This is a genomic window from Pseudoxanthomonas sp. LARHCG66, assembly GCF_052871755.1.
On sequence record NZ_JBIXJW010000006.1, the window covers coordinates 39,957 to 65,819 of the forward strand.

Genomic DNA, 25,863 nt, shown 5'->3' on the forward strand with positions numbered 1-25,863 from the left:
AAAATGCGCGGATGGATGTTTCCCACCTGCTCGACCACCTGAATCCCGCCCAGCGCGACGCCGTTTCCGCAGCGCAGGGGCATTACCTCGTCCTGGCCGGCGCCGGCTCCGGCAAGACCCGCGTGCTGACCCACCGCATCGCCTGGCTCAACGAAGTCTTCGGCGTGCCCACGCACGGCATCCTGGCGGTGACCTTCACCAACAAGGCGGCCGGCGAAATGCGCGCCCGCGCCGACGTGCAGTTGCGCAACGGCAGCCGCGGCATGTGGATCGGCACCTTCCACGGCCTTGCCCATCGCCTGCTGCGCCTGCACTGGCAGGAAGCGAAGCTGCCCGAGACCTTCCAGGTACTGGACAGCGATGACCAGCAACGGCTGGTCAAGCGCGTGGTGCAGGCGATGGAGCTGGACGAAGGCAAGTTCCCGCCCAAGCAACTGGCGTGGTGGATCAACGAGCAGAAGGACGAGGGCTGCCGCCCCGAGCACATCCAGCCGGCGCCGAACGACGAATGGCTGGACATCCGCCGCCAGGTCTACGCCGGTTACCAGGAACGGTGCGACCGCGCCGGTCTGGTGGATTTCGCCGAACTACTGCTGCGCGCGCACGAGCTGCTGCGCGACACGCCGGCCTTGCTGGCGCACTACCGCACGCGTTTCCGCGAGATCCTGGTGGACGAATTCCAGGACACCAATGCCATCCAGTACGCCTTCGTGCGCGTGCTGGCGGGCGATACGGGCCACGTCTTCGTGGTGGGCGACGACGACCAGAGCATCTACGGCTGGCGCGGCGCCAAGGTCGAGAACATGCAGCAGTTCCTGCGCGACTATCCGTCCGCGCGGACCATCCGGCTGGAGCAGAACTACCGGTCCAGCGCGAACATTCTGGGCGCGGCCAACGCCGTGATCGCGCACAACCCCGGCCGGATCGGCAAGCAGCTTTGGACCGATACCGGCGACGGCGAACCGATCGACCTGTACGCCGCCTACAACGAAATGGACGAAGCGCGCTTCGTCGTCGAGCGCATCCGCCAATGGGTACGCGACGGAGGCAGCCTCGGCGATGCCGCCATCCTCTACCGCAGCAACGCGCAGTCGCGTGCGTTCGAAGAGGCCTTGCTGTCGGAGCAGGTGCCTTATCGCGTGTATGGCGGCATGCGCTTCTTCGAGCGCGCCGAAATCAAGGATGCCCTCGCGTACCTGCGCCTGATGGCCAACCGGGCGGACGACGCGGCGTTCGAGCGCGTGGTCAACACGCCCACGCGCGGCATCGGCGAGCGTACGCTGGACGAAGTCCGCCGGCTGGCGCGCGGCGCACGCGTATCGCTATGGGGCGCGGCGATGCTGGCGGCGCAGGGCAGCGACCTGGCCGGGCGCGCACGCAATGCGCTGGCCGCATTCGCCGCATTGGTCGACCAGTTGGCCGAGGAGACTGCGGAGATGACGCTGGCCGAGCGCGTCGACCACGTGCTGGCGCGCTCCGGCCTGCGCGAGCACTGGGCGCGCGAGAGCCGCGGCGGGCTGGATTCGGAATCGCGCACCGAGAACCTGGACGAACTGGTGTCGGTCGCGTCGCGCTTCGTGCGTCGCGAAGACATCGCCGATGACGAGAATGGCAGCGAGGGCATGAGCGAGCTGGTCGCCTTCCTGTCCTACGCCGCGCTTGAAGCGGGCGAAGGCCAGGTCGAGGCCGGTGAGGATGGCGTGCAGCTGATGACGTTGCACTCGGCCAAGGGCCTGGAATTCCCGCTGGTGTTCCTGGCCGGGCTGGAGGAGGGGCTGTTCCCCAGCAACCGCTCGCTGGACGAGAGCGGGCGACTGGAAGAAGAGCGCCGCCTCGCCTACGTGGGCATCACCCGGGCGCGGCAGAAACTGGTGCTGAGCTTTGCCGAGGCGCGACGCCTGCACGGGCAGGACATGTACGGGATCCCCTCACGCTTCCTGCGCGAGATCCCCGCCAACCTGCTGAACGAGGTGCGGCCCCGCGTGCAGGTCAGCCGACCGGCCTCCGGCTTCGCTACCCGGGCGACGCCGGGCCATGCCAGCCTGGAAACGCCCGGCCTCAAGCTGGGCCAGACCGTCACCCACGCCAAGTTCGGCCATGGCGTGGTCACCGATTACGAAGGCAGCGGCGCCCACGCGCGGGTGCAGGTGAACTTCGACAGCGAGGGCAGCAAGTGGCTGGTGCTGGCCTACGCGAACCTGCAGGCCGTCTAGGCCGCGATTGATCCAGATCACGGCGCACTAAGCCCGCCAGGCGTGTAATGGCCGCACCCCATCACCCTGAGGTGCGGCATGTACCGGCATATCCTGATCGCGACCGACGGTTCCGAACTGGCAGGCAAGGGCGTGGAACATGGCCTCGCGCTGGCGACGCGACTGCAGGCCAGGGCCACCGTGCTGACGGTCAGTGAACCCATCAATACCGGCTTCGATGACGGCCTGGGCTGGAGCGCGGTGGGCACCTCGCTGCCGGAATTCCAGGCGGCCCGCGAAGAGGCCGCACGCCGGGTGCTGGACGGAGCCGTCGCACAGGCGACCCGGCATGGCATCGAGGTGCAGTGCCTGCACGTCGCTGACCGGTACGCCGCGGAAGCCATCGTCGAAACCACCGAACGCCAGGGCTGCGACCTGATCGTCATGGCCTCGCATGGCCGACGTGCGCTCGGGCGCCTGCTGCTGGGCAGCCAGACCAGCGAAGTACTGGCCCGCTGCGGTGTGCCGGTGCTGGTGATCCGCTAGCGCGGCATCTCACCAGCCATAGAGCTTCCAGTAGACGGGCGATACGTCGACGTTGTCCTTGCTCTTGTCCAGGCGCCCGTCGCCGTCGGAGTCATACAGGTAGTAGGGCGCGCCGCGCGATGGCGTGACCTTGACCATCCGCAGGTTGCCGGCCACGCGGTACTCCTCGATCACGTCACCATTTTTCTCGGTGCGGACGGCGACCTGCGCGTTGGCGAGATCGACGTTGGTGGGATCGCTGCCGGTCGATGCGCAGCCGGCCAGTGCCAGCAGGCAGGAGAGCAGCACGGCACGCTTCGTCATGCGGGTCATCGTGGCGACCTTTCGGGGGATGGATGGCCCGATTATGCGCCCAACGCCGGGCGGCGCGCGTGACGCCGCATGCAAGGCACGCGGCGTAGAATGCCGGCATGACACGACTCGTACTCATCGACGGCTCCAGCTACCTGTTCCGTGCGTTCCATGCGCTGCCACCGCTGACCAATGCGCAGGGCGAGCCTACCGGCGCGCTCTTCGGCGTGGTCAACATGCTGCGCGCGACGCTGAAGGAAAAGCCCGACTTCGTGGCCTTCGTGCTCGATGCCAGCGGGCCGACCTTCCGCGACGAACTGTATCCGGACTACAAGGCCAACCGCCCGCCGATGCCGGAAGAGCTGCGCGCGCAGGTGGAGCCGATGATCCGCATCGTGCAGGCGCTCGGCTTCCCGCTGCTGCGTGTCGAGGGCGTGGAAGCGGACGATGTGATCGGCACGCTTGCGTTGCAGGGCGCGGCGCAGGGCATGGACGTGACCATTTCCACCAGCGACAAGGATTTCGCGCAGCTGGTGCGTCCTGGCGTGGCACTGGTCAACACCATGAGCGGCAGCCGGCTGGATTCCACCGAGGCAGTGGTGGAGAAGTTCGGCGTGCGGCCGGAGCAGATCGTCGACTTCCTTGCCCTGATGGGCGACACCGTGGACAACGTGCCCGGCGTGGAGAAGTGCGGTCCGAAGACCGCCGCCAAATGGCTGGGCGAATACGGCACGCTGGCTGCGATCATCGACCGGGCCGGCGAGATCAAGGGCAAGATCGGCGACAACCTGCGCGCGGCCCTGCCACGCCTGCCGCTGAATCGCGAACTGGTCACCATCAAGACCGACGTTGCACTGGATGGCGGGCCGGAGACGCTGCCGCTGCGCGAACGCCATGTGGATGAGTTGCGCGAGTTGTACGCGCGCTATGGTTTCAACCAGGCGCTGAAGGAGCTCGAGGGTGGCACTGTCGACGCGTCCGCGGTGGCAGAAAAGGAGCCGGGTCGTGCACGCGGCACCGGTCGCGTGGCGGCGGCGATCGCGGACGATGCAGTCATCGACGCGTCGCTCGGCGTTGCGGGCGAATACACGACCGTGACGGAGCCCGCGCAGCTTGAAGCGCTGGTGGCGCAGCTGGAGCAGGCGGACGAATTCGCGTTCGATACCGAAACCGACAGCCTCGATCCCATGCGCGCGAACCTGGTCGGCCTGAGCTTCGCCACCGAACCCGGCAAGGCCGTGTACATACCGGTGGGACATGACTATCCCGGCGCGCCGCTGCAACTCGGCCGCGAGGCGGTGCTTGCGGCGCTCGCACCCGTGTTCGCCGATGCAGGCCGGCGCAAGCTCGGCCAGCACGGCAAGTACGACCTGCACGTGTTGCGCCGCCACGGCGTGGACGTGCGGGGCTACGCAGACGACACGATGCTGGAGAGCTTCGTGCTGAATGCCGGCAGCAACCGGCACGACATGGACAGCCTGGCCAAGCGCCACCTTGGCTACGACACCATCAAGTACGAAGATGTCGCCGGCAAGGGCGCCAAGCAGATCCTGTTCTCGCAGGTGGCCATCGACGACGCCACCCGCTACGCCGCCGAGGACGCCGACATCACCCTGCGCCTGCACCGCGCGCTGGCGCCGAAGCTGGCAGCGGAAGCCGGACTGGAAAGCGTCTACCGCGACATCGAGATGCCGCTGGTCCCCGTGCTGGCGCGCATCGAGGCCAACGGCGTGATGATCGATGGCGATGAACTGCGCCGGCAGAGCGCCGACCTGTCCAAGCGCATGCTGGCCGCGCAGCAGAAGGCCACCGAACTCGCGGGCCGCACGTTCAACCTCGATTCGCCCAAGCAGCTGCAGGCGCTGCTATTCGACGAGCTCAAGCTGCCGGTGCTGGTGAAGACGCCCACCGGCCAGCCCAGCACGAATGAGGAAGCACTCGAAGCCATCGCCGACCAGCACGAACTGCCTCGGGTGATCCTGGAATACCGTGGCCTGGCCAAACTGCGCAGCACCTACACTGACAAGCTGCCGGAGATGGTCAATCCCGACACCGGTCGCGTGCACACCAGCTACCACCAGGCCGGTGCGGCAACGGGACGGTTGTCGTCCACCGATCCCAACCTGCAGAACATCCCGATCCGCACCGAGGACGGGCGCCGCATCCGCAAGGCATTCGTCGCGCCGCCGGGCCGCAAGCTCGTGGCCTGCGATTACTCGCAGATCGAGCTGCGCATCATGGCCCACCTGTCGCAGGATCCCGGGCTGGTGCGCGCGTTCGAGTCCGGCGCCGACATCCACAAGGCGACGGCGGCGGAAGTGTTCGGGCGCAAGCTGGAAGACGTCACCGGCAACGAGCGCCGCGCCGCCAAGGCGATCAACTTCGGTTTGATGTACGGCATGAGCGCCTTCGGCCTGGCGCGCCAGCTGGGCATCGGCCGTGGCGAGGCGCAGGACTACATCGCGCTGTACTTCAGCCGTTACCCCGGCGTGCGCGACTACATGGAGCGCACGCGCCAGCAGGCGCGCGAACACGGCTATGTCGAAACCGTGTTCGGTCGCCGCCTGTACCTGGAGTACATCAACAAGGGGACGCAGGGCCAGCGCGCCGGCGCCGAGCGCGCGGCGATCAATGCGCCGATGCAGGGTACGGCGGCGGACATCATCAAGCGCGCGATGATCGGCGTGGATGCATGGCTTGCGGATCACCGCGACCAGGCGCTGATGATCCTGCAGGTGCACGACGAACTGGTGTTCGAAGCCGACGCCGGCTTCGTGCCGACTTTGCTGAAAGAGGCGACAGCGCGGATGGCTGCCGCAGCGCAACTGAGCGTTCCGCTGGTGGTCGACAGCGGCGTGGGCGACAACTGGGAAGAGGCCCACTGAGCGGGCCTCAGGACGGATTTCCTTCCGGAACATGGACTTGCGGAAGCTTCAGGAAAACCCTGTCAGGTATATTTGTATACTGACGAGTTCAATAAACTGAATTCCTCCTGAATCTTACGGTTTTTTAACCGGAATCTTCACGAACCATCCATGTCCGGAGTGGTCATATAGCCCGTGACAGATGCAACGTCTGTCACTGATCTCTCCCATCCCCTGGAGCGATCTCCCCCGGAGCGACGACCCCTCCCCAGGTCCCGCTCCCTGGCCCCGCCGATCTCCCCCTGGTCTGCGGGGCTTTTTATTGCCTGTCGTTTGCCCGCGTCGCGTGCGCTACCGTGCGCGCAGTCCTTCGCCACCGGGTGACGCATGAGCGCAACGTTCGCCGAGATGTTCCAGCTGGCCATGCCGTGGTGGGCGTTCGTGCTGCGGGCGTGCGTGGTCTACTTCATCCTGCTGGCGATGCTCCGTGTGTCCGGAAAGCGGTCGATGGGCCAGTTCACGCCGTTCGACATCCTGCTGGTCGTCCTGCTGGGCAATGCGGTGCAGAACGCGCTGCTCGGCGCGGATACGTCGGTGGGCGGGGGTCTGTTGCTCGCGGCCACGCTGATCGCGTTGAACTGGATCGTGGGCCTGGTGTCGGCGCGTTCGCCGAAGGTGGAGCGCTGGGTGGAGGGCGCGCCGGTATTGCTGGCGCGCGACGGGCAGGTCTACCGCGACGTGCTGCGCCGTGAGCTGATCAGCCGCGAGGATTTCGAGAAGGCGATGCGCGAAGCCGGCTGCCTGGACATGGCCGACATCCGGCTGGCGGTACTGGAGAACAACGGGCACATCACGGTCGTGGGCAGGCAGGCCTAGCTCCCTGCAGGAGCGACGTGAGTCGCGACCGTGGAAATGAAACGTCGTTGACGTTTGTCTCACCCGCACCGCGCGGGAAACAGGGAATTCTTGGCCCGCGTGCGCCGGCCGAGCCCCCCACAGATGACGTGCGGTCGCGACTCACGTCGCTCCTACAGAAGAGCAGGCTCAGGCGAACTCGGCCAGCCAATCACGTGGTCGCAGGTAGTCCGCCAGCCGCTGCTCGTCGCTGCCGTCTTCCGGGGCGTAGCCGTATTCCCAGCGCACCATGGGGGGCAGGCTCATCAGGATGGACTCGGCGCGCCCACCACTCTGCAGGCCGAACAGTGTGCCGCGGTCGTAGACCAGGTTGAACTCGACGTAGCGGCCGCGACGATACAGCTGGAACTGTCTTTCGCGTTCGCCGTAGTGCGCGTCCTTGCGGCGGGCGACAATCGGCAGGTAGGCGTCGAGGAAACCGTCACCGACGGCGCGCAGGTAACCGAAGTCGCGCTCGAAATCCCCGCTCAGATCGTCGAAGAACAGACCGCCCACGCCACGCGTCTCGTTGCGGTGCTTGAGGAAGAAATATTCGTCGCACCAGCGCTTGTGTGCGTCGTAACGCGCCTGGCCGCCGAAGGGCTCGCACAGGTCGCGTGCGGTCCTGTGCCAGTGATGCACATCCTCGTCGACCGGATAGAACGGGGTCAGGTCGAAGCCGCCGCCGAACCACCATGCCACGGTCTCGCCGTCGCGTTCTGCGCGGAAATGGCGCACGTTGGCGTGCGTGGTGGGCAGGTGGGGGTTGCGGGGGTGGAACACCAGCGACACCCCGACCGCGCGCCAGGAGGCGCCTGCGAGTTCAGGCCGGTGCGCGGAGGCCGAAGGCGGCAACCGGTCGCCGGATACATCGGAGAAACCGATGCCTGCCTGCTCGAACACCGCGCCGTCGCGCAGCACGCGGGTGCGTCCGCCGCCGCGGATCGGTGACGCATCGCCGGGTGGCCGTGCCCACGCATCCTCCCGGAAGCGCGCGCTGCCGTCGGCGGCTTCGATGGCGGCACAGATGCGGTCCTGCAGGTCGGTCAGATAGTCGCGGACGGGCGTGATGTCGTTCATGCCGCGCATTCTACCGGGGCGTCCGGATCATCCCGAATTCCGCCCGCACGTCGCGCCTGCACAACTGCCAGACCACCAGGCCGTGCAGCACGGCGAACGCGAGGGCGGTCGCCCAGAGCATGGCCAGCGCCAGCAGTCGCAAGCCGGCCAGCTCGTTCCGCATCTCTTCGGTGCCGGGCTGGGATGGGAGCGACTGGATCCAGGAAAAAGCGGCGTCGATCACCGCGATGCCGGCGAAATTGGCCGCCGCGCCAGCCACCATGAAGAACACGAAACCCCACCAGCCCCAGGCGCGGCGACGGAGCAGGCCCACCGCAACCGCCAGGAAGGCGATGCAGACGCCCAGGAAGCCGACGGCGATCGCGGTCAGGTGCGTGAGCGTCCACAGCGCGGGTGCGGGAGTCGACCGCGAAGCCAGGAAGCCCAGCACCGTCTCGGTATCCACCTGCCCGAGCAGCAGCCACGCCGCGATCACCTGCGCCGCCGCGTACAGCGTGGCGACGATGCCCATGGCGATCGACACCTTCGCCGTGACGGTGACGAAGCCGGCGCTGGCCATGGCGTTCGGTGAAGACGCCATCGCCTACTTGAGGGTCTGCTCGAACAGCTTCAGCACACGCTTGTACTCATCCAGCCACGAGTCCGAGCGGGTGAAGCCGTGGCGTTCGAGCGGATAGGCAGCGAGTTCCCAGTTGTCCTTGCGCAGTTCGATCAGCTTCTGCGTCAGCACGACGGAGTCCTTGAAGAACACGTTGTCGTCGATCATGCCGTGCGCGATCAGCAGGTGGTCCTGCAGTCCGGCGGCGTATTCGATCGGCGACGAGGTGCGGTAGGCCTCGGGATCCAGCTCGGGCGTGTTGAGGATGTTGCTGGTGTACTCGTGGTTGTACTGCGTCCAGTCCACCACCGGGCGCAGCGCGGCGCCGGCCTTGAACGTGCCGGGCTCGCGGAACAGCGCCATGAAGGTCATGAAGCCGCCGTAGCTGCCGCCGTAGATGCCGGCGCGGTCGCGGTCGCCCTGCTTCTGCTCGACCAGCCAGTCCAGTCCATCGAGATAGTCCTCGAGTTCCGGGTGGCCCATGTTGCGGTAGATCGCGGTGCGCCAGTCGCGGCCGTAGCCCTCGCTGGCCCGGTAGTCCAGGTCGAGCACGATGTAGCCGCGCTCCACCAGCAGATGGTGGAACATCTGTTCGCGGAAATAGTTGGGATAGCGCGCGGTGACGTTCTGCAGATACCCCGCGCCATGCACGAACATGACGATGGGGTAGCGCTTGCCGGGTTCCATCGTCTTCGGGCCGTAGTACTTGCCCCAGACCACGCCGGCGCCATGCTTCGACGGCACCTGCACGTACTGCGGCTCGATCCATTCGCGCGCCTTGAACGCCGCGCTGCGGGTGTCGGTGAGCGGCTTCGGCGTGCCGCCGTCCATGCCCACGACGGACAGTTGGGCCGGCGTGTAGCTGCGGGAGTGGCGGACCAGCAGCTGGCGTCCGTCCGGCGATGCACTGAAACTCTCCACGCCGTCCAGCGCGGTGACTTCGCGAAGGCCGTTGCTGGCAAGGTCGAGCTTGCAGACTTCGTAGTCGCCCGGCCAGTCGCGGTTGCACAGGAAGAGGAACCCGTTGCCGTCGGGCGTGATCTCCGGTTCCGACACTTCCCATTTGCCGGAAGTGCGTGCGCGTGGCTTCTCGTTGCCGGTCGCCGTATACAGGTGGGCGTAGCCGGATTCTTCCGACAGCAGCCACAGCGTACGGTTGTCCGGCAGCCAGCCGAACTGGTTGAAACCCCAGTTGATCCATGCAGCGTCGGTCAGACGGTGGCGCGGCAGCAGGCGGGCGCCCGGCAGGTCGACCGTGGCGATCCAGCGATCCTTGTTGTCGATGGCATGCACCTGCACCGCGACCTGGGTGCCGTCATTCGTCCAGGCGATCGCGCTGCCGTTGCTGTCGTTCTCCACGCGCACGTCGCGGTTGCCCTTCAGAGGCTCCTTGCCGGCCTTCTTGCGCAGCGCGGCCAGGGGATCCTTGTCGATGCCCGGCAACGGATCGAAGGCGAGCGGCTTCACGCTGCCATCGGCCAGGTCCACGCGCCACAGAGCGTGCGGCAGCGGCGCATTGCGACCCACGCGCGTGCGCACATCCTGGAACTCTTCATAGCCGGATTCGGTGACGTACTTCGGCATCTTGCCGCCCTGGCCGGCATCGGCCCCCTTCTTGCGGGTCACCACCAGCAACCAGCGGCCATCGGGAGAAAGCGAACTGCTTTCGATCTCCACCTCGGCGCCCAGGTAGACCGGGGCGGGCGCGCGGGTGGGGTCCGCCTTGCGCCAGGCCTCCGCCTGCTTCTGCGCGGTTTCGCGCTGGGCACGGTCGTCGGCCAGCGTGCGGATCGTGCGCAGTTGCTGCTCGCGCAGGGCGTCGGCTTTCGGTGCGGCCAGCGGATCGCGTTCCGCCTTGAGTTCGGCGACCGTCGTCGTGCCGGTGCCTGCGGCCCAGCGATACCACGTGCTGCCCACGCGCCAGATCACGGCGCCGTCATGGGTGAAGCGTGCCTGCTGCTCGGCTTCGTTGGTGCGCGTGACCTGCGTGAGCGTGCCGCTGCGCAGGTCGCGCACGAACAGGTCGCCGTTGCGCGACAGCAGCATGCGCTGGCGGGTCGCGTCGTAGACGGGATTGCCGGCGTCGAGTCCTGCGCGCTGGTCATCGGCGATGCGCCGCGCGGCGCTGCCGTCCAGTGCCTGCTCGAAGGTGTCGCGTACCACGCTGGCGTCGCGCTTGAGTTCGTACTGCACCTGCTTGCCGTCCCATGCCCACCACGCGCGCTCGACAGGGGGGCCGATCCAGTCCGGCTCGGCCATCGCCTGTTCGATCGTGAGCGGTGTGGAGGTCTGGGCGTGTGCCGCGGGGACGAGGGCGAACGGCAGCAGCAGGGCAAGCAGGGCGGGGCGCATCAGGCATCCGTTAGTGCGAGGTGAAGGGGCAAGATTACCAGCCCCTCCGCCGCACTCCTGCCGCTGATGGTCATGCATCGCGTGAACGCCGTGCGGGTTTCGCGCATGGGGCATTTCCCGCACAATCCCCGCTTGTCCACTCGCGGGGCGCGATACGCGCGAATGCAAGCCTACGTCTACAAGACCGAGCGCAAGGCCGACACCTTCGTCTACCTGGCGAAGCGCGACGGCTTCACCCTCGTGCCCGAGCCGCTGCGTACCCAACTGGGGCCCCTTTCGTTCGTGCTGGAAGTGGCGTTGACCCCCGACCGCAAGCTGGCGCGCGAAGACGCCAAGGTGGTCCGCGAGAACCTGACCGCGCGCGGCTTCCACATCCAGTTCCCGCCCCAAGCCGATCCCACCGTTCGCCCCGATGCCTGATTTCCGGCTGCAGCCCCGTCCTGTCGCCCTGGTCGCCTTGCTGGCGGGACTGCTGCTGGCCGGCATTGGCGGAGGGGTGGGCGGGATTTTCGCTGCCGTGGCGGCATGGCTGGCGCAACCGGCCGTGGCGCTGGGTGTGTCGTGGCTGCGGGGCACCCGCGTGCTGGCGCCCTCGCGCGCCTGGCGCGAGGACGTGCCGGCCTTGGTGCTGGCGTGGGCGGTCGCGTTCGCGGGTACGGCCCTGCTGCTGGCGTGGCCGCTGGCCTCGTTGCGCGACAGCGGCAGCCTCCCGGCCGCGCTGGGTGTCAGCGCGGTGGTGGGCGCGGTGATCGTCGGGCTGTGGCGGACCTGGCCCCTCTGGCATGGCCTGGAGCGTGATGGTGGCGCCCTGTCCGCGCACTGGCGTGGCCTGGTCGAACGCGACTTCCATGCGTGGCGCGGCCTGGCGGTGGCGACGCTGTTGACGCTCGCCGTGGCCGGTGGCCTTTCCCTGGCATGGACGGACCTGGTGCCGGACGCTGCGCGTATCGGTGCCGCCGTGGCGTATGCCCTGCTGTTGCCACTGGTGCACTGGGGCGTGCAACGGCTGGACGGGGCTGGCGTGCTGCCCGTCGTGGAAATGCCCGGGAGCGACGCCGTTGCCCTCCACGCAACGGACGTGGAGGAAGCGCCTGGACACGGCCTGGACCTGGAGCAGGCGTTGTTCGATGCCGCCCGCGCCGGACGCGTGGACCGTGCGCTGGAACTGATCGAGGCCGGCGCGGATCCGCATGCCGTGCCGGCGGAAGGCTCGCGCGACCAGCGCAGTCTCGGGGCTCTGGCGGCCGTGCTGCCCGACCTCCGTCTGCTGCGCACCCTGATCGCGCATGGCGTGGACCTCAACCATGCGCATGCCGGCGTGACGCCGCTGCTGGCCGCGACGCGCGACAGCTGGCACGGCCGCCCGGACGCGGTCACCACGCTGCTGGCCAACGGCGCCGATCCGCGCATCGCCGACGCGGATGGCAACACGCCGCTGCATCACGCCGCCCGCAGTTCCGATCCCGGCGTGGTGGCATTGCTGCGCGACGCCGCTGCGGAACTGGATGCTTTGAACCATGACGGCCTCACTCCGCTGGGCGTTGCCTGTGTGGCCGGCAACTGGCGGCTGGCGAAGTTTCTGCTGGAGCGGGGGGCGCGTCCGGATCCGCAGGGCGGGCAACCCGTCCTGCTGGCGGCGGCCTCGACCGAAGAAGACGACCCTGCCGGCGTGCAACTGCTCCTCAAGCACAAGGCGAAGGTGGATGCGCGCGACGCCCAGCGCCGCAGCGCGCTGCATGAAGGCGCGTATGCAGGCCATGCGGAAATCGCGGCATCACTGCTGGCCGCCGGTGCCGATGTGCATGCGCGCGATGCACAGCAGCGCACGCCCTGGCTGGAAGCCGCGCGCGGAGGGCATCTGGGCGTGCTCGAAAAGCTCGCCGAGGCGGGAGCCGACCGGCAGGCGGTCGACGCGGATCGCAGGAATGCGCTGATGCTGGCATGCGCCGCCGAGCATGCTTCGCCGACGCTGGTGCGCCGGCTGCGGGAATGGGGCGTCGATCCCGAAGCCACCGACGCCCAGGGCCGGCGCGCGGTCGATCTTGCTGCCGAAGCGGGGCGCTGGGCGCTGGTCTCGGCCCTGGACCCCGGCTATGCGCTGCCCACCGCCGTGGCGACAGCGGATGACGAAACGCTGCCCGACCGTGCACCGGTGGCACTGCTGCGCGAGGGCCTGGCGAGCGGCCAAGTGGAGGGCATGGAGGCGCTGGCGCGCCTGAGTTCGCGCGATGAGCTCGGTGCCCTGCTGCACGACCCGGAGATGCAGCGTCCGACGCGTCTGGCATGGTTGCTGCGGCAGGGTGCCGATGCCGACCATCGCAACGCGCAGGGCGACACCCTCGCATTCGTCCTGCTGTCCCAGGGGCCTGCGGGCATGCCCGCGTTGGCGACATTGATGGCGCGTGCGGTTTCGCCGGCCGGTGCCGGTGGCCTGGCGCGCTTCATGGCCGCCTGCGCGGCGGACGACCAGGCGGCGCGGACGCTGGAGTCCTGCGCACTGGACCTGCTCGAGCGTGGCGCGGATCCGTTCGCCGCCTCCCCGCAGGGCGATCCTGCGCTGTCGCTGGCGGTGCGCCTGGGTTGGCAACGGGTGCTCGACCGGCTGCTGGATATCGGCGTGGACCGCGAGGCGCGCGACAGCCACGGCATGACCGCGTTGCACCTGGCGGCAGTACTCGGCCGCGAGACCGCGCTGAAACACCTCATTGCCAAGGGTGCGTCGCCCGAGTCGCGCGCGGCCGATGGGCAGACGCCGCTGGGTGTCGCGCTGGCGTGCGGACGCCGTGACCTGGCCGACTGGCTGGACTGGCGCATCTGGTCGCTGCCGCGTCGCGCGCTGCGTCCCGCCGACCTGCCGGCGGCGGCCATGGCGGGTGATCGCGATGCCGTGCGGCGGTTGCTCGATCTCGGCTTTGACGTGGACTCGCCCGACGCCCAGGGCTGCACGGCGTTGCTGCGTGCCGCAGGCGGCGGATTCACGCCCACGGTGGAACTGTTGCTCGCGCGTGGCGCCGATGCGCAGCGTGCCGCCAATACCGGCGCGACGCCGCTGTCGGCCGCGGTGAGCATGCGCCAGGCCGACATCGTCAGTGCATTGCTCGGCGCAGGCGCCGACATTGAATACCGGCTGCCCGGTGGGGTGACCGTGCTGATGCTGGCGGCGGCGCTGGGCCTGCCCGAAATCGTTGCCCGCCTGATCACCGCCGGCGCCAACGTGCATGCCGGCGATGCGCAGGGACTGACGCCGCTGCATTGCGCCGCCCTGTATGGATTCACCGCGCGCGAGAAGCCCCGCCTGGTAGCGTTGCTCGACACCCTGCTGCTGTCCGGCGCGGAATCCGAACAGGTCGCGGCGGGATCGGTGACGCCGCTCCTGTTGCTGCTCGGTTCCCGGGCGGAGCCCGGCACCGCCTGCGACGAGGAAGTCGTGCTGGCCGGCCTGGAACGCCTGCTGGACGAAGACGTTTCGCTCGACGTGCAGGATCCGCGCGGCTTCGGGCCGCTGCACCTGGCGTCGCTGCATGGCCTGCTGCGCGTGGTCAGTCGCCTGCTCCGCGCCGGCGCCGATCCGGAGCTGCGCGATGCCTTGAACCGCACGCCGCGCGAGATCGCGGTGATGCGCGGCTTCATCGACGTGGCGGCGGAATTCGTTCCCGCCACGCCGGGCGCGGGCGCATCGATGGCCCGCTTCCTGCGCGATCGCGGTTAACGTGCCGGCGGCGGAACGTCTTCGCCGGTCGCGTCGGCTTCGAAGAGTTTCTCCAGGTCGCTGATCGCATCGCGCGCGGTCTGGATCACCGCACCGTCGTCGTCGTACACCAGGTACTGGGCGCGCATCAGGCTTTCGTCGTGCTGGCGGAAACGGCGGGTGTGCTCGGCGGCGGTCTCGGGCGGTATGCCCAGTTCCACCAGTACCTGCTGCGCCATCTCCAGGCTCGATCCCAGCGTTTCGCGATAGGCCTCCGCGCTCAGGTCCATCAGGCGCCACGCGTGCTGCCGGTTGCGCGCCCGCGCCAGTACGCGCGCCTCGGGGAACATGCGCCGGATCAGCCGTGTCGCCTTGATGTTGGTGTCGGGGTCGTCCATCGCCACCACGAAGACCTTCACATGCTGCGCGCCGGCCGAGCGCAGCAGGTCGGGGCGCGTCGGGTCGCCGTAGTAGAGCCGGATGTTGCCGAACCGCCGCAGCGTGTCCACCGTCTCGGGACTGTTCTCGAGCGCGACGAACGGGATGCGCTGCGCCGTGAGCAGGCGCGCGACGATCTGGCCGAACCGGCCCATGCCCGCGATCAGGACTTTCGGCTGCTCGTCCGGAATGTCGTCGAAGGCACGGGTCGCCGGTCCGGATCGCCGCACGTGCGCCGGCAGGCGATGCAGGCCCAGCAACAGCACCGGCGTCAGCGCCATCGAGATGCCCACGATGGCGGTCAGCTGGTTGCGCAGTTCGGCGTCCATCAGGCGCACGCGCGCGGCTTCGCTGAACACGACGAAGGCGAACTCGCCCCCCAGCCACAGGGTGCCGGCCAGCATCAGCGCGCCGCGCGGATCCAGCCGTCCCGGCCAGCGCCCGACGCAGAACAGCAGCGTGAACTTCACCGTCAGCAGGATCAGCACGCCGGCGGTGATCAGTTCCGGCTGCTTCACCACCGCGTCCAGGTCGATGTCCATGCCGACGGCGATGAAGAACAGGCCCAGCAGCAGCCCCTTGAACGGATCGATCTGCGATTCCAGTTCGTGGCGGAATTCCGAATCGGATAACAGCACGCCGGCAAGGAACGCGCCAAGGCCGGCGCTGAGGTCGGCCAGTTGCATGAACCATGCGATGCCCAGCACCACCAGCAGTGCGGTGGCGGTGAATACTTCGGGCATGCGGGTGCGCGCCACGATGCGGAACAGGTGCCGCAGCAGCAGCCGTCCGCCGACGATCACGATGGCGACGGCGCCGACCGCATGCAGCACCATGGTCCAGGTCAGCGTTTCGTTCTTGGCGCCGCCCAGCAGCGGGATGGCGGCAAGCAGGGGAATGGCGACCAGATCCTGGAACAGCAGGATCGCGAAGCCGAGCCGGCCGTGTTCGGTGGTGAGTTCCTTGTGTTCGGACAACAGCTGCAGGCTGACGGCCGTGGACGACAGCGCGAGTCCCAGCCCTATCACCAGCGCGGTCTTCCAGTGATGTTCGAACAGCAGCGCGACCCCGCCCAGCACCAGCGCACTCAGCATCACCTGCAGGCCGCCCGCGCCGAACACCGGCTTGCGCATCACCCGCAGGCGCGACGGCGACAGTTCCAGGCCGATGACGAACAGCATCATCACCACGCCGATCTCGGCCGCATCCAGGATGCGGTCGGCATCCCGCACCAGCGCAAGCCCGTCCGGACCCAGCACCACGCCGGCCACCAGGTACGCCAGCACGGCCCCCAGGCCAAAGCGCTTGAACACCGGCACCGCGATCACCGCGGCCAGCAGGAATACCAGCGTCAACTCCAGACCACTACCGTGCATGCGTCACCTCGCGCGGATAGTATGCGGCGGACGGAGCTGGTCCGAACCCATTCTCGGAAACCGAAGCGGGTGGCGTGCGGCCAGGGCACGATGATCCATGGACAAAGGAGGAGGTAGTGAAGCAGGGCATCGGGTGGGGCATGGCCATGGTGGCAGGGATGCTGGCAGTGTGGAATCCGGTTTGCGCCAAGGAGAGGACCGACACTGTCGAGGGCAGTGATCTGCGCAATCAGGTGGTGGGCAGCATGCTCCTGACCGGCAAGCTGGTCGTAGGCGCCGACGGCGCGATCAACGCTTACGCCATTGACGGTGCCCACAAAGTGCCGCCGCAGGTATTACAACACGTGGCGCGGCATGTTCCGAGCTGGCGGGTGATGAAGACCGGAGGTATCCCAGTGGAGCAGCGCTTCAGTGTGCGGGTCATGGCCACGCCGCAGGGCGGCGACAACTACGCGTTGTCACTGGTAGGTGCTGCGATCGCCAGGCAGCCGAATCCAGACGAAGACATCGCTGTTGTTGGCCGCCGCGAACGCCCCGAATATCCTCGCGCGCACCGAAACATCGGCGTCAGCGGCACGGTGTACATGGCGCTAAAAGTCGGGCGCGACGGCAAGGTGCAAGACCTGATGGCCGAGCAGGTCAACCTGGATTTCGTCGGCTCGCCGACCGAGGTCGCGCAAGTGCGGGCGGACTTCGCAGCACATACGGCGGCTGCGGTGCGGCGATGGAAGTTCCGCCTGCCGGCGTCGGGTCCTCTCGCCGCCGAGTCTCATGTAGTGGTGCGTGTCCCGGTGCGGTACACAATGGAACAGGTGCCGGGCTACGGGGAATGGGAGTACTACGTGCCCGGACCGCAGCGTGCGGTGCCATGGTCGGATCAGGATGGCATGGCGATCGGCGCCGGCGAAGCTGGCGTGCCCAAGCTGGTCGGGGTAGGCCCTTACCTGGAGATGCCGCTCGAACCCCGTCGCGGGTTGCGTGCATCAGGCGCCTACACCATTCCTTAGTCCATCCCGTCTAGGAGGAACCTTCAATCGACTCGCTTGCCCGTTGTCGCCATCGGTATCTCGTCGGATAGAAGCGTTCGCTCATTGCTTCACGGAACAACAGAGCTCGTCATCCGATCTGGCGAGGTTCATTCCACAACGAGTTTCGTCCTCCCGCCGCCATCAACCCGCCAGGACATGCAGCAGGTGCTTCCCATACTTCCCGGTGGGCGTGGCGCTGACCATGACGACCGCATAGGCGAAGATCAGGGCGATCGCGGTGAAGGCGATCACCGCCGGCCACGCCAGGCGGCGGGGTAGCGCGATGCGCTTGTGCTTGTTGCGGATGAAGAATTCGGCGACCAGTAGATTGGGAACGAAGAACAGATAGAGGATCGCGTAGTCGAACAGGCCGCTGGTGGTGCCTGTACCGATGCCGGCGCCGCCGGTCAGGTCCTTCCACGCGCGGAACTCCAGGTCGAATACCCATGAGCCCAGCACCATCGCGAACAGGCGGATGGCCCAGGCGCGATGCAGCTCGAACCGTTTCGCCCGCGCATGCAGGTATGCCATCACCGCGCTCAGCATCAGCACCGCGCCCCAGATCGCGAACGCGATGGAGGCGGCCGGGGTGTAAGCACCGTGCGTCAGGATGAAGGACATGCCGCCGACGCCCGCCAGGAGGCCCGCGCTCACGTAGACCCGCCCCATCCAGCGATGCACGGCGCGATGGCGGGTGCGGATACGCGCCGACAACAGGATCGGCCAGGCCAGCACCAGCACCGTGCCCATGACGAAGTGGACACCGATGCCGATGTTGGCGATCCAGTCGGAGGCGGTCTGCATCGGCATGCCGTCCATCAGGGCGCGCCACTGCTCGAAGTTCTTGAACGTCGCCCCGGTGGCCCGGAGCGCGATGTAGGCGCCGAAGGCCAACAGGCCGATCAGGGTCACGAAACGGAAGACGCGAGCGATGCCGCGGAGCCCTCGTTCCGCGACGGAGGCCGGCGGCGCCCCGGTCCGGTCCATGCGCATCGTGCCTTGCTCACTCATGGCGTTTCCTTTCCGGGCTGTTCCGGGTCGCTCCCGGCGCCGACAGCTTCCGGTCGTGGCGAGGGGATGTCGTTAGGGGAGTCGCAGGGCGCGATGAGGAAAGCTCAGGAACGCCGGTGGCCGGCCCGAGCGCGTCGGCACCTATACTGGATCGGGCGGGGCAGGCTCCGCCGGGGGACCGCATGCCGCAACCTGATCCGAGCCGCCTGGTCTTCGACGACGTGGTCATCGACTTCGTCGGTCGGCGGCTCATGCGCGCGGGCGGCGAGCAGTCGCTGGAACCCAAGGCCTTCGCCGTGCTCGCGCTGCTGGCAGGTTCGCCCGGCCGGGTGTTCACCCGGGAGGAGCTGTTGGATGCGGTCTGGGGCCACCGCCACGTCACCCAGAGCGTGCTTAACCGGATCATGAGCCTGCTGCGCCAGGCGCTGGGCGAGGACGCCCAACACCCGCGCCTGCTGCATACCGTGTATGGGATCGGCTATCGCTTCGATGCGCCGCCGGTCGATGGCGTCGCAGCGCAAGAAGCACCGACGGTCGCACCCCGTTTGCGCTGGGTGTGGATCGTGGCCGCGGCGGCCCTGGTGCTGCTGATCGTGGCGGTGACCGCCTGGATGCCGCGCGGCGCCATTCGCAACACGTCCAGCGTGGCGGCCGGGGCGCAAGCACGGCCTTCGCTGGCCGTCCTGCCGTTCGCCGACCTGTCGCAGGCGCGCGATCAGGCTTACATGGCCGACGGCCTTGCCGAGGAAATCCGCAACCAGTTGGCGCAGTCTCCCGCGTTGCGCGTGGTGGGCCGTACCTCCAGTGCGGCGGTCAACCGCAAGCGCGATGACCTGCGCGCCGTCGGCCATGCGCTTGGTGTGGCCTATCTGTTGGAGGGCAGCGTGCGCCGCGAGGGGAGCCACCTGCGTGTCACCGCGCAGTTGATCCGTGCCGATGATGGCTCCCACCTGTGGTCGAAGACCTACGCGCGCGAACTGCGCGACGTATTCGCGGTGCAGGACGAGGTTGCGCGCGATGTGGCGCGAGCGCTCAGCGTGAAGCTGGATGTGGCCAGGTTCAACCGCGAACAGGGCGGCACCACGCAGGTCGACGCTTACGAACGATTCCTGCGCTGGCGCAGCATCGTGATGCGCGAGCAGTTCGACTTCGAACACGACCGCCTGCGCCTGCAGCTCGCGCGCGAGATGGTGGCGCTGGATGCGCAATGCGTGCTGTGTTGGGATGCGCTCGCGGTCTCGCTGAATGCCATGGCAGAGGAACTTGACGACGTGCAGGCCGATCGGTTGCGTGCGGAGGCGGTGCAGATCCGGAACCATATCGCCCGCATCGCGCCTGAGAGCTGGGTGGCCAGGCGCGACCGGTCCAATGCGCTGTGGCGCGAAGGCAGGCGGGCCGAGGCCATCGCGCTGGCCAGGCAGATCACCGATGCCGGACCGTTGACCAAGGAGCGCACGTGGGACTACGCCTACATGCTCTATGCGATGGGCCATCTGGAGGACACCATCGCGCTGGTGGAGCAGGTGCGTGCCACCGAACCCAGGGCGCTGTTCCTGTCGCGCGACCTGCAGTACGACTACACTGCCGCGCGTCGCTACGCGGACGCGGAGGCCGAATACCAGCGCGGTCTTCGGCTGGAGGGTAGCCAGCGCGAGCCGGACTACGTGGCTTTTTTCCGCCAGCTCGCGGGCCGGCGGCCCGGAGGGACGCCTGAGCTGCAAGCCCTGCATCGCCGTTTGCTGCGGTACGACGGTCTCGATACGCCATTCTTGCGCGATCTGGGCGAAGTCCTGGACGACCGGGAGGCGATGCTTGCGCTCGTACGCCGTGCGCTGGCGGACGATGCTTACGCCGGCGGAGTCGAGGTCGCGTACGCACGCACGAGCGTGGCAGACGCACTGGGAGATGCGGGCCTGGCCGTGAGGTCGTTGCGCAGGGAACTCGAAGCCCGGCCCGGATTCGAGGACGGCACCATGGCGCAACACGCCTACGTCGCCTTCTGGAACGTGCCGTACTCCGGTGCACGCGCGCACCCCGACTTCAAGGCGTTGCTCGTGAAAGCCGGCGTGGTCGACTACTGGCGGCAGACTGGCCGGTGGGGCGACGGTTGTGGTCCGGTGGGAGCCGACGATTTCCAGTGCCGATGAGCGCAACCCCTTGCCTGGCCGCGCGTTGGCACTTGCACTTGCCTGCCGGAGGCGGTCGTCATCGCACTTCCCGTCCCTCGTCTTGTGCACAGGGCCGGTTCCGGCCTTGGCCGTGCATGCGTTGTCTCGTGGCGATAGTATGCGGCGGAAGGGCCCGGACAGGGCCGCATTTCCACGGATGAGGGAGAGGATGATGAAGCAAGGAATCCTGTGGCGCGCCGCGATCCTGATTGCCGCCTTGATGCTGGCACAGCCAGCCTTGGCCCAGGGGGCGGCGGCCGTGCGCAAGCAGGTGGAGGCCAGCCTGCGGGTGACCGGATCGATCACCATCGCCACTGATGGCAGCGTCGAGCGCGTGGAGCTGGATGCGCCGGAAGCGTTGCCCAAGGGCATCGCGGCGTTCGTCGGCGGCAATGTCGCGGCGTGGCGCTTCGAACCCGTGCTGGTGGATGGCAAGCCACGCCGCGCGTTGACGAAAATGAGTGCGCTGGTGGTGGGCAAGTCGATAGGTGATGACCAGATGCAGGTGTCCATCCGCGGCGCGGATTTCGGCGACTATGCAGCGACTCCCGAGGCCGAGCGCGTTGTTGCGCTCAAACTCAAGCCGCCGAGCTACCCGGCCGGTCCGGCCCGGAGCGGTGCACAGGGCACCGCCTACCTGCTGGTCAAGGTCGAGCGTGACGGCAGCGTCGGCGAAGTGGCTACCGAGCAGGTCAATCTGCGCATCGTCACCAACGAGGCGCAGATGAACCAGTATCGCGAACGTTTCGCCACCGCCGCGATGGCGGCGGCCCGGACATGGACGTTCACCCCGCCGACCGCAGGCGAGGAGGCAACGCAACCGTACTGGGTGGTGCGTGTGCCCGTGGACTTCACCTTCAGCGGCCAGCAGCGCCAGGGCAAGTGGGAGGTCTACGTACCCGGCCCGCGATCACGTCCGATCTGGGCGCCGGATGAAGATCAACCCGGATTCGCCCCCGGTGCGCTCGCCGAGGGTGGCGTCCACCTTGCCGGCAACAAGAGCGGTCCCCGGCTGCTGACCCCACTGGATGGCGCCTAGCATGGCGTGAATGCCGTCGCGGCCGATACGCGCGCGGAAGCCAACGAAAAAGCCCCGCATCGCGGGGCTTTTTCTTGTCTGCTGTCGGAGCGGTTCAGCGCTTCATCGAGCTGAAGAACTCGTCGTTGGACTTGGTGTTCTTCATCTTGTCCAGCAGGAACTCCATCGCCGCGATCTCGTCCATCGGGTGCAGCAGCTTGCGCAGAATCCAGATTTTCTGCAGCAGTTCCGGTTCGATCAGCAGGTCTTCGCGGCGCGTGCCGGAGCGGTTGATGTCGATGGCCGGGTAGACGCGCTTCTCGGTGATGCGGCGGTTCAGATGCACTTCGCTGTTGCCGGTGCCCTTGAACTCTTCGTAGATCACCTCGTCCATCTTGCTGCCGGTCTCGACCAGCGCCGTGGCGATGATGGTCAGCGAACCGCCTTCCTCGACGTTACGCGCGGCGCCGAAGAATCGCTTCGGGCGGTGCAGGGCGTTGGCGTCCACGCCGCCGGTCAGCACCTTGCCGGAGCTGGGCACGACGTTGTTGTAGGCGCGGGCCAGGCGGGTGATCGAGTCCAGCATGATCACCACGTCCTTCTTGTGCTCGACCAGGCGCTTGGCGCGTTCGATCACCATTTCGGCCACCTGCACGTGGCGGGCGGCCGGTTCGTCGAAGGTCGAAGACACCACTTCGCCGCGCACGGTGCGCTGCATTTCGGTGACTTCTTCCGGACGCTCGTCCACCAGCAGCACGATCAGGTGCACGTCCGGATGGTTGGTCGTGATGGCGGTGGCGATCTGCTGCATCATGATCGTCTTGCCCGCCTTGGGCGGCGACACGATCAGCGCGCGCTGGCCCTTGCCCTGCGGCGCCATCAGGTCGAGGATGCGGCCGGCGATGTCTTCCGACGAGCCGTTGCCGCGCTCCAGGGTGAAGCGGCGGCGCGGGAACAGCGGCGTCAGGTTCTCGAACAGGACCTTGTTCTTCGATGCTTCCAGCGGCTCGCCATTGATCGTGTCGATGGTCGACAGCGCGAAGTAGCGCTCGCCATCCTTCGGCCAGCGGATGCGGCCGGCCAGGTGGTCGCCGGTGCGAAGGTTGAAGCGGCGGATCTGGCTGGGGCTGATGTACACGTCATCGGGGCCGGCCAGGTAGCTGGCCTCGGCCGCGCGCAGGAAGCCGAAGCCGTCCGGCAGGATTTCCAGCACGCCGTCGGCGGCCACGCCCTCGCCATGGCGGGTCAGCACCTTCAGCAGGGCGAAGATGACGTCCTGCTTGCGGGCGCGGGCCACGCCTTCCTGGATGTTCAGCTGCTCGGCGATGTCCAGCAGCTTCGGCGCCGGCATGCGCTTGAGATCGCCCAGCGAATACTGGGGGAACCCTTCCGGCACATTCGGCATGGCGCGCGGCACAAAGGCGTCCTGGCCATTGCCGTTGCCATCCTGCGGCAGGCCGTCGTTGCCCTGGCGCTCGCGGTTGCGCTCGCGGCGGTTGCGGAAACGGTCACGGCGATTGTTGTTGTTGAAGCGGTTGCCGTCGCGCTGGTCGCCGCCGTCCTGCTGCTGGCCGCCCGCCTGGTTCTGCGGCACCGGCGCGTCGCCGCCACCGTCATGGGCCGGACCGGGCCCCGCAGGGGTGGGGGCGCGCTCGCTGGTCACCGGCGGCAGCGGGAGCTGCGGCGCCGGGTCGATGCGCTCTGCCGGTGCGGCGGCGGTATCGGCGGACGTGGTCTTCGGGACACGGGCTTTGCGCACGCGCTTTTCGGCGGGAGCGCCGGTTTCGTTGCTGCTGTCGGACAAGGTGCGATTCCTCGCTAGGTGGCGAGCGCCGGCGTTGCGGCGGCGGGGTGAAGTGAAGAGTGGGTATTCAGATCAGATGGGTGCGGCGCATCCCCTGCGCCGGATTTCGGGTTCGACACTACCACCGGCCCGGGAGGGCGGCAAGCCGCGTGGGGGCGATGGGTTCAAGCGGATTCAGCCTGGGCCCCCGCCTGGACGGGGGGCTCACGGGGCATCAGGCGGCCTGGGTGCCCAGGGCCTTGTCGATCATCTGGGTCAGCTGCCCCTTGCCGACGGCGCCGATCTGGGTGGCCTGGATCTGGCCATCCTTGAACAGCAGCAGCATCGGGATGGAGCGCACGTGGTACTTGATGGCGGTGGCGCGGTTCTCGTCCACGTTCACCTTGGCGACCTTCAGCTTGCCGCCGTAGGTCTCGGCCAGCTCGTCGAGCACGGGCGAGATCATCTTGCACGGGCCACACCATTCGGCCCAGAAGTCCACCAGTACGGGTTCGCCGGACTGCAGCACGGCAGCATCGAAATCGGCATCGCCGACGTGGGTCACTTTGTCGCTCACGGGGATCTCCTGCGGAGTCCGCGGCCGGGCGCGGACGGGTTCGGGCCGGGACGGCCACCACTATTGGGGTAAACTGGGGCGTTCCGCGACCTTTTCAAGGTTACCCAGGTGGTCGCGCAACCCGGCACAGGGGGCGCAGTGTGCGACGCCGGTACGGCCGATGCAAGCACACCCACCGCATTCATAAGAGACGCGCGCGGAACACAGCGACGCAAAGAAGAAGGCATGAGCGACAAACCGTTAACCGATATCACTTTCTCCTCGTTCGACCTGCATCCGGCGCTTCTGGCCGGGCTGGAAGCCGCAGGTTTCTCCCGCTGCACGCCCATCCAGGCGATGACGCTCCCGGTTGCCCTCGCGGGCCGCGACGTGGCCGGCCAGGCGCAGACCGGCACCGGCAAGACGCTGGCGTTCCTGGTGGCGGTGATGAACCGCCTGCTGATCCGCCCGGCGCTGGCCGATCGCAAGCCCGAGGATCCGCGCGCGCTGATCCTCGCGCCGACCCGCGAGCTGGCCATCCAGATTCACAAGGATGCCGTGAAGTTCGGCGCCGACCTTGGGCTGCGCTTCGCGCTGGTCTACGGTGGCGTGGACTACGACAAGCAGCGCGAGATCCTGCAGCAGGGCGTGGACGTCATCATCGCCACCCCCGGTCGCCTGATCGACTACGTCAAGCAGCACAAGGTGGTCAGCCTGCACGCCTGCGAGATGTGCGTGCTGGACGAAGCCGACCGCATGTTCGACCTCGGCTTCATCAAGGACATCCGCTTCCTGCTGCGGCGCATGCCCGAGCGCACCACCCGGCAGACGCTGCTGTTCTCGGCCACGCTGTCGCATCGCGTGCTGGAGCTGGCCTACGAGCACATGAACGAGCCCGAGAAGCTCGTCGTCGAGACCGAGTTCATCACCGCGGCCAGGGTGCGCCAGAAGCTCTACTACCCGGCCGATGAAGAAAAGATCCCGCTGCTGATCGGCCTGCTGTCGCGCAGCGAAGGCGCGCGCACCATGGTGTTCGTCAACACCAAGGCGTTCGTCGAGCGCGTGGCGCGCGCGCTGGAACGGGCCGGCTACCGCGTCGGCGTGCTGTCCGGCGACGTGCCGCAGAAGAAGCGCGAATCGTTGCTGAGGCGATTCCAGGCAGGCCAGCTCGAATTGTTGGTGGCCACCGACGTGGCCGCGCGCGGCCTGCACATCGATGGCGTGTCGCACGTGTTCAACTACGACCTGCCGTTCGATGCCGAGGACTACGTGCACCGCATCGGCCGTACCGCGCGCCTGGGCGCCGAGGGCGATGCGATCAGCTTCGCCTGCGAGCGCTATGCGATGTCGTTGCCCGACATCGAGGCCTACATCGAACAGAAGATCCCGTCCGAGCCGGTCACCGCCGAGCTGCTGACCGCGCTGCCGCGTCCGGAGCGTCCGAAGCCGGCAGCGGGCGAGGGCGATGACGAAGAAGAAAGCGTCAGCCAGATCTTCCGCGAGGCCCGCGAACAGAAGGCGGCCGACGAAGAGCGTCGTGGCGGTGGCCGCAAACCCGGTGGATCCGGTGGCGCGGGTCGTCGCGAAGGTGCTCGCCGCGACGGTCCGCGTTCGGCCGATGGCAAGCCGCGTCCGCCGCGCGCACCGCGTCCGCCACGCCCCGAAGGCGAGGCTGTCGTCGCCGTGGCGGCCGCAGCCGCACCGGCGGCGCATCCTGCCGAAGTGGCGCGTCCCGAGGTTGCCGCGTTGCCGGAAGGCGAGCGCAAGCCGCGCAAGCGCCGCCGCCGCCGTCACGGCCGTCCGCTCGAAGGGGCCGAAGGCGCCGTGGCGAACGTCGCGCCGTCCGCACCGAAGCCCGCGTCCGCACCGAAGCCGGCCGACGAGAACGCGGGTTTCCTGACGCGGCTCGGACGCAAGATCCGCTCGCTGGTGTCCGGCGGCTGAGTCGCATCGCTGCGCGTGAGGAGAAGAAGCCGGGCA

18 protein-coding genes are annotated in these 25,863 nt (G+C 68.0%); 10 read left to right on the top strand and 8 right to left on the bottom strand.

The genetic code is table 11. The annotated features are described in order from the left end of the window. Nucleotides 1-11 precede the first annotated feature (11 nt). Together uvrD and ACIPRS_RS16305 are read left to right on the top strand one after the other, a co-directional pair. Nucleotides 12-2,213 carry a DNA helicase II gene (gene uvrD / locus ACIPRS_RS16300; protein WP_446539316.1) on the top strand — a complete coding sequence of 734 codons (2,202 nt, stop codon included), beginning with the start codon at nt 12-14 and terminating at the stop codon, nt 2,211-2,213. Nucleotides 2,214-2,291: 78 nt separating this feature from the next. Beyond that, nucleotides 2,292-2,738 (top strand): universal stress protein, encoded by a 447-nt coding sequence (locus tag ACIPRS_RS16305; RefSeq protein WP_337732667.1) that lies wholly within the window; start codon nt 2,292-2,294, stop codon nt 2,736-2,738. A gap of 9 nt (nt 2,739-2,747) precedes the next feature. On the opposite strand, the gene ACIPRS_RS16310 is transcribed toward ACIPRS_RS16305, so the two are convergent. Next, entirely contained in the window at nt 2,748-3,041 is a 294-nt protein-coding gene (locus ACIPRS_RS16310) for a DUF2782 domain-containing protein (RefSeq protein ID WP_225591165.1), read from the bottom strand. A gap of 107 nt (nt 3,042-3,148) precedes the next feature. On the opposite strand from ACIPRS_RS16310, the gene polA reads away from it, so the two are divergent. Both polA and ACIPRS_RS16320 read left to right on the top strand, forming a co-directional pair. Further along, the gene (gene polA, locus ACIPRS_RS16315) at nt 3,149-5,914 is read left to right on the top strand and encodes a DNA polymerase I (RefSeq protein ID WP_446539317.1); all 2,766 of its coding nucleotides are present in this window, start codon (nt 3,149-3,151) and stop codon (nt 5,912-5,914) included. Nucleotides 5,915-6,280: 366 nt separating this feature from the next. Then, complete coding sequence (locus ACIPRS_RS16320; protein WP_337732664.1) at nt 6,281-6,769, top strand: DUF421 domain-containing protein; 489 nt, start codon at nt 6,281-6,283, stop codon at nt 6,767-6,769. Between the two features lie 168 nt (nt 6,770-6,937). On the opposite strand, the gene hemF is transcribed toward ACIPRS_RS16320, so the two are convergent. Genes hemF through ACIPRS_RS16335 form a run of 3 tightly spaced genes read right to left on the bottom strand, consistent with a single transcriptional unit; the run spans nt 6,938 to nt 10,817 of the window. Continuing rightward, nucleotides 6,938-7,867, bottom strand: coding sequence for an oxygen-dependent coproporphyrinogen oxidase (hemF, locus tag ACIPRS_RS16325; RefSeq protein ID WP_446539318.1), 930 nt, complete (start codon nt 7,865-7,867; stop codon nt 6,938-6,940). A 10-nt stretch (nt 7,868-7,877) separates the two neighbouring features. Further along, on the bottom strand, nt 7,878-8,447 hold the full coding sequence (locus ACIPRS_RS16330; RefSeq protein WP_446539319.1) for a hypothetical protein: 570 nt from the start codon (nt 8,445-8,447) through the stop codon (nt 7,878-7,880). A gap of 3 nt (nt 8,448-8,450) precedes the next feature. After that, complete coding sequence (locus tag ACIPRS_RS16335) at nt 8,451-10,817, bottom strand: prolyl oligopeptidase family serine peptidase (RefSeq protein ID WP_446539320.1); 2,367 nt, start codon at nt 10,815-10,817, stop codon at nt 8,451-8,453. A gap of 162 nt (nt 10,818-10,979) precedes the next feature. Between ACIPRS_RS16335 and ACIPRS_RS16340 the strand changes: the two genes are divergently transcribed. Both ACIPRS_RS16340 and ACIPRS_RS16345 read left to right on the top strand, forming a co-directional pair. Continuing rightward, entirely contained in the window at nt 10,980-11,237 is a 258-nt protein-coding gene (locus ACIPRS_RS16340; RefSeq protein ID WP_446539321.1) for a YcgL domain-containing protein, read from the top strand. Next, on the top strand, nt 11,230-14,526 hold the full coding sequence (locus tag ACIPRS_RS16345; protein ID WP_446539322.1) for an ankyrin repeat domain-containing protein: 3,297 nt from the start codon (nt 11,230-11,232) through the stop codon (nt 14,524-14,526). Before ACIPRS_RS16340 ends, ACIPRS_RS16345 begins: the two co-directional genes overlap by 8 nt. Here ACIPRS_RS16345 and ACIPRS_RS16350 read toward each other — a convergent pair. Then, complete coding sequence (locus tag ACIPRS_RS16350; protein WP_192202864.1) at nt 14,523-16,319, bottom strand: monovalent cation:proton antiporter-2 (CPA2) family protein; 1,797 nt, start codon at nt 16,317-16,319, stop codon at nt 14,523-14,525. The genes ACIPRS_RS16345 and ACIPRS_RS16350 overlap by 4 nt on opposite strands. Before the next feature lie 116 nt (nt 16,320-16,435). Between ACIPRS_RS16350 and ACIPRS_RS16355 the strand changes: the two genes are divergently transcribed. Further along, nucleotides 16,436-17,326, top strand: a complete 891-nt coding sequence (locus ACIPRS_RS16355; RefSeq protein WP_337732658.1) for a hypothetical protein — start codon at nt 16,436-16,438, stop codon at nt 17,324-17,326. 162 nt (nt 17,327-17,488) lie between these two features. Here the strand turns inward: ACIPRS_RS16355 and ACIPRS_RS16360 are convergent, their stop codons facing one another. Continuing rightward, nucleotides 17,489-18,358, bottom strand: coding sequence for a DUF2306 domain-containing protein (locus tag ACIPRS_RS16360; protein ID WP_446539323.1), 870 nt, complete (start codon nt 18,356-18,358; stop codon nt 17,489-17,491). Between the two features lie 182 nt (nt 18,359-18,540). Between ACIPRS_RS16360 and ACIPRS_RS16365 the strand changes: the two genes are divergently transcribed. Both ACIPRS_RS16365 and ACIPRS_RS16370 read left to right on the top strand, forming a co-directional pair. Continuing rightward, nucleotides 18,541-20,505, top strand: a complete 1,965-nt coding sequence (locus ACIPRS_RS16365; RefSeq protein WP_446539324.1) for a winged helix-turn-helix domain-containing protein — start codon at nt 18,541-18,543, stop codon at nt 20,503-20,505. 193 nt (nt 20,506-20,698) lie between these two features. Continuing rightward, nucleotides 20,699-21,565 (top strand): energy transducer TonB, encoded by an 867-nt coding sequence (locus tag ACIPRS_RS16370; RefSeq protein ID WP_446539325.1) that lies wholly within the window; start codon nt 20,699-20,701, stop codon nt 21,563-21,565. A 94-nt stretch (nt 21,566-21,659) separates the two neighbouring features. Here ACIPRS_RS16370 and rho read toward each other — a convergent pair whose 3' ends face one another. Together rho and trxA are read right to left on the bottom strand one after the other, a co-directional pair. Continuing rightward, nucleotides 21,660-23,348 carry a transcription termination factor Rho gene (gene rho, locus ACIPRS_RS16375; RefSeq protein ID WP_446539326.1) on the bottom strand — a complete coding sequence of 563 codons (1,689 nt, stop codon included), beginning with the start codon at nt 23,346-23,348 and terminating at the stop codon, nt 21,660-21,662. Between the two features lie 214 nt (nt 23,349-23,562). Then, nucleotides 23,563-23,904 carry a thioredoxin TrxA gene (gene trxA, locus ACIPRS_RS16380; RefSeq protein WP_055939299.1) on the bottom strand — a complete coding sequence of 114 codons (342 nt, stop codon included), beginning with the start codon at nt 23,902-23,904 and terminating at the stop codon, nt 23,563-23,565. Between the two features lie 225 nt (nt 23,905-24,129). Between trxA and rhlB the strand changes: the two genes are divergently transcribed. Further along, nucleotides 24,130-25,827: an ATP-dependent RNA helicase RhlB gene (gene rhlB / locus ACIPRS_RS16385; protein WP_446539327.1), complete on the top strand. Its 1,698-nt coding sequence runs from the start codon at nt 24,130-24,132 to the stop codon at nt 25,825-25,827. Nucleotides 25,828-25,863 lie beyond the last annotated feature (36 nt).